The 3,721-nt window shown below is 42.6% G+C and carries 2 protein-coding genes; one reads left to right on the forward strand and one right to left on the reverse strand.

From position 1 onward, the window contains the following. Nucleotides 1-405: 405 nt before the first annotated feature. On the reverse strand, nt 406-2,175 hold the full coding sequence (locus NL643_RS22635; protein WP_253645241.1) for a hypothetical protein: 1,770 nt from the start codon (nt 2,173-2,175) through the stop codon (nt 406-408). A 139-nt stretch (nt 2,176-2,314) separates the two neighbouring features. On the opposite strand from NL643_RS22635, the gene NL643_RS22640 reads away from it, so the two are divergent. After that, nucleotides 2,315-3,721 (forward strand): hypothetical protein (locus NL643_RS22640; RefSeq protein ID WP_253645242.1); only part of this gene is annotated, 1,407 nt, incomplete at its 3' end.

Raw genomic sequence — 3,721 nt, forward strand, 5'->3', positions numbered from 1 at the left:
TACGACTACATGGTTAAGTGCATGAAAGAGTTGGCTAAGCCCGAGCCTGATATCGACTCACTTCTTCCCTGGAACTTCTCCCACACATAAAAAAGCGCCCGTGTGTTCATGGGGCGCTTACGGTGCAAATATTATTGCATCTAGTAAAAACCGAGATGAACGGTTTTTGTGGCGACGTAGGGTACGTAGAGCTTTCAAAAATAAAAAACATCTTAGAGCAGCAGTTAGATAAAAACTCCGTAGATGAGCCATCTAACTCATAACAGGGCAAGGATGTTCTTGCAGTGAACGGCTTTGGCACATCTCTGGACAAAAGTGAGCTAGAACGTTTGCTCTAGCTCCAATCGATTGGATTAGAAAAAGTATAGTGGTTCAGTTCAGTTCAGTTTTTAATCCGAGAAGCAATTAATGTCGCTCTAGCAGTTGCTCAATGTGAGTGGCAATACAGCTAATCGATTCACTGACAGCATCTATAACAAAGTCAAAAGCTCTTCCATAGCCGACGCTTAAACTGGCGGTATCAAATCCAAGGTCTTGCAGAGTATCAATACATTTCTTAACTGCATCATGGGCATCAGCGATCCTAAGGTCATTATTCAAGAACAGCGACGCTAGTGTGGCATTGCGCTTTTTCCAACCCTCGGGTTCATTTTCTGATGTAAAGCAATCAATAGTTTCATGCTGTTCGTTCAAAGATTCGAGGACGTTCAAAAGACTTTGCATCAACTTTAAACTTCCTAGGTTTTTCACGTCAGCGCTTGGACACCCAGCATGGCGAAGAAGTGACTTGAGAAAGCCATTTGGGGTTTTTTGAAGAATCTCATGGAGACTCTTACACCGAGCCAAAAACACCTGTTGTGTCATATCTAGCGGTGCGACCTGAGCTAGTCGCACAAGAGATGGGTAATGCAACCATCCATTAGCGTCTACTTCTTCTCGACTAAAACCTGTGAGGTCTTCAGGGGAATACAGTTGCCCAGTAGTCTCTCCTAGTGCTGATAACCCTTCTCCCAAACGTAGTAGGCCTTCTAGAAGTCTTTGCACCTTTATTGCTATATGCTCTTCGTCTAGATCTAATTGTTCAACAACCTCTGGTTTGACCTCGTAATTATTCGCATGAACAATTTCTCTATCAGGCTTAGCCTTATACAGTTCACGAACCGGTACTCGGATTAAGTTTCTCCCAACTCGTTGGCATTCTGTAAAGCTCCACTGCCCTTTATATGAAGGTGCACACCACCACTGTCCATAGATGTTTATGGGTGTGGTGTCATAGAAGTTACTTTGCTCATATTTTTCGAGGAAGCGATCATCCAAGTAGACGTTGTAGTTAGCCATAAGCGCATTTGCCCTAGCATGTGTCATAGGCTCTTTGTCATCTGCCCAGAGCAAGGTTTCTGCGTCTTGCTCCAAGCACAATTCTGGTAAAACGGCTTCAACTGAAGCCCAGAGCTGAAGGAGAATCCCTCCTTTGTGTTCTCGGAGGTCTAACTCATACCATTGGGGGCCTTCAGTTGGTTTTAATACAATATGAGATTTACCATTCAATGATTCTCGCAACTCTGGAGTGTCTTCTAATTGAGCTTCGTAGAAAAAAACCCGCACGCCTTTAGCACCACGCAGCCATAAATAACGGCGGAGGTATTCATTGGACATTTTCCAGCATACATCGCGCTTCAAGTGACCTTGATATTCGCTTGATACTTCCCCTTCAGCGACGTCAAATTCTGGTAGCTTTAGGGCGTCATATATGAGTCGTTGTTCTTCATTACCTATGCAGCGAGGGGTGAGGCCAAGAGTCATCCAAACTTTTTCAGCGAGGCTAAAAGTGTAAAAGGAAGCGTCCCCCCAAGCCGCAACTATGTAATCATACCCAGAGATTGAAGGACTGAATTGAGCAGACTCTGCCTTTTCTTCACCAAAAGGAACAGAGTAAGCCACAACACCTTCACCTGCCTCCCTCAAGACTTCAATTGGGCTATCGTTATCCTCAGGAACAACAGCCATCTGAAGGTGTAAGTGTTCTGCATTTTCTCCAAAAAGATCAGTCTCCTGCATGCAAGCGACCTCAACACGTAAATCAGGAGATAGGCCTACAGGCTTCAGTAACTCTTTTAGTCTATGTGGCAAAATGGATTCTGACAGAGGGAACGATTCAAGATAATTGAAATTCATGGTTAACAACCCGATTTTTAATCCTCATATGTGAACTGCTGAACCTGTAATCAGGCCACTAATTGCAACAGCCGCTCAATATGTGCATAGTAGATTAGTATGTTATTGGTATCATAAGCCCTGCATGAGGATTGTTGCAATGGATGTTTGTCGTCTTGGAAGTCTTATCAATTTTTTTTCAATGCCCTCTAAAAAGGAGGATTTTACAAAGTGGGTATCGCAGAAGGATGTCGTTGATTTTTTCGTTAGTGATGCAAATGACGATGACATAATTCTTCATGCATCAGCAAAAACTACTCTTCTTAATACTGTCCTTGTGCTTAAAAATGAACTGTCTAAATCTGACCCTCATCAAATGGCTTCTTGGGATTACAACAATAGTGGATGGTCTGTTTGTAGCGGTGGTGGGCGTGACAAATCGTGGGTCGAGCCACCACTAGAAAGTTGTAAACCTAATGTTCTGAGCAAAGGTGAGCCTCTCATATTTAAGCGTTCTTTTCACGGTGTAAGAGGGCGAGAGAGCTACATAGAGGTCTCTGAAAAGTTCTTGCAAGTTATGGATTTGCACTACATGCATGAACTGAATTCTTGGTGCAAACTTGATAAAAATGGTGATATCGACGAAATCATCAAAATTCATGAGTTGGAGAGAGAAGGTGAAGAGTATGGCACTGTAGTTTCGATTAGATTCAGCGTATTAGCAGAGTACTGCTATCTAACCGAAACAGCAGTCGTAAGGTTATTTGATGTTGATAGAATTGACTATGCAAACTTCACTAGTTGGGGCTCATCACCAGAAGAAGTCGTGGCTGAACAAGGTGTGTTTGGCAAGCGCAAAGTCATCTCTAATGCTAGCTACTTTAGAGGTGTTCAAGCATTTGCGCCGATACATGAAGATAAGGAAGACGATACCTCAGAAGAACAGCAGTATGCCTCTTTCATTGCTCAAGATTGGAAGAACAAGCGTGTTGAAGAGATATCATGTGCTCCATCCGCTATTGATAATTACTTTACAGACTCAGATAAAGCCTTTGAATTAAGCCCAGCATTCTTCAATGCTGAAGTCATTCTCAAATACAAGTCCGACACTGATAAATACACCTTAGAGGAAAGATCAATAACATCTAGAGCTGGTTGGTATTTAAAGAGCTACGACATTAACGAAGCTGGACAAATACATACTTATCTAGGCGATCTACAGAAACTGCCATACTCAGAACAATTGCACTGGAAGCAATATAATGAGAAGCCTAAAGCACCTATTTCAGAGAGATCTTTAGAAACAGACTTTAAGGGAAATTGGTTTAAAGTTTGTAACCCAGTTGAAGATCTCAAGCGAAAATTGGACGAGCTTGATTCCAAAGGAACAACTTGGTGGAGAATGAAAAACCGTGTTGTGAAGCAATCCCTCCACTCTGTTTATTCAAACCGTCATTCCGCAGCCAATTTAGGAATAAACTGCTTCATACAGAACACCAAGAAGCTTAAGCAGCCGAGTCTGATGCTCTTGAACACCCGTTATGAAGCTTTGGCCGCCAAATTCGAG

Origin of the sequence: Vibrio sp. Y42_MX_L11 (assembly GCF_024181785.1) — a bacterium.
GTDB classification, from domain to species: domain Bacteria; phylum Pseudomonadota; class Gammaproteobacteria; order Enterobacterales; family Vibrionaceae; genus Vibrio; species Vibrio diabolicus.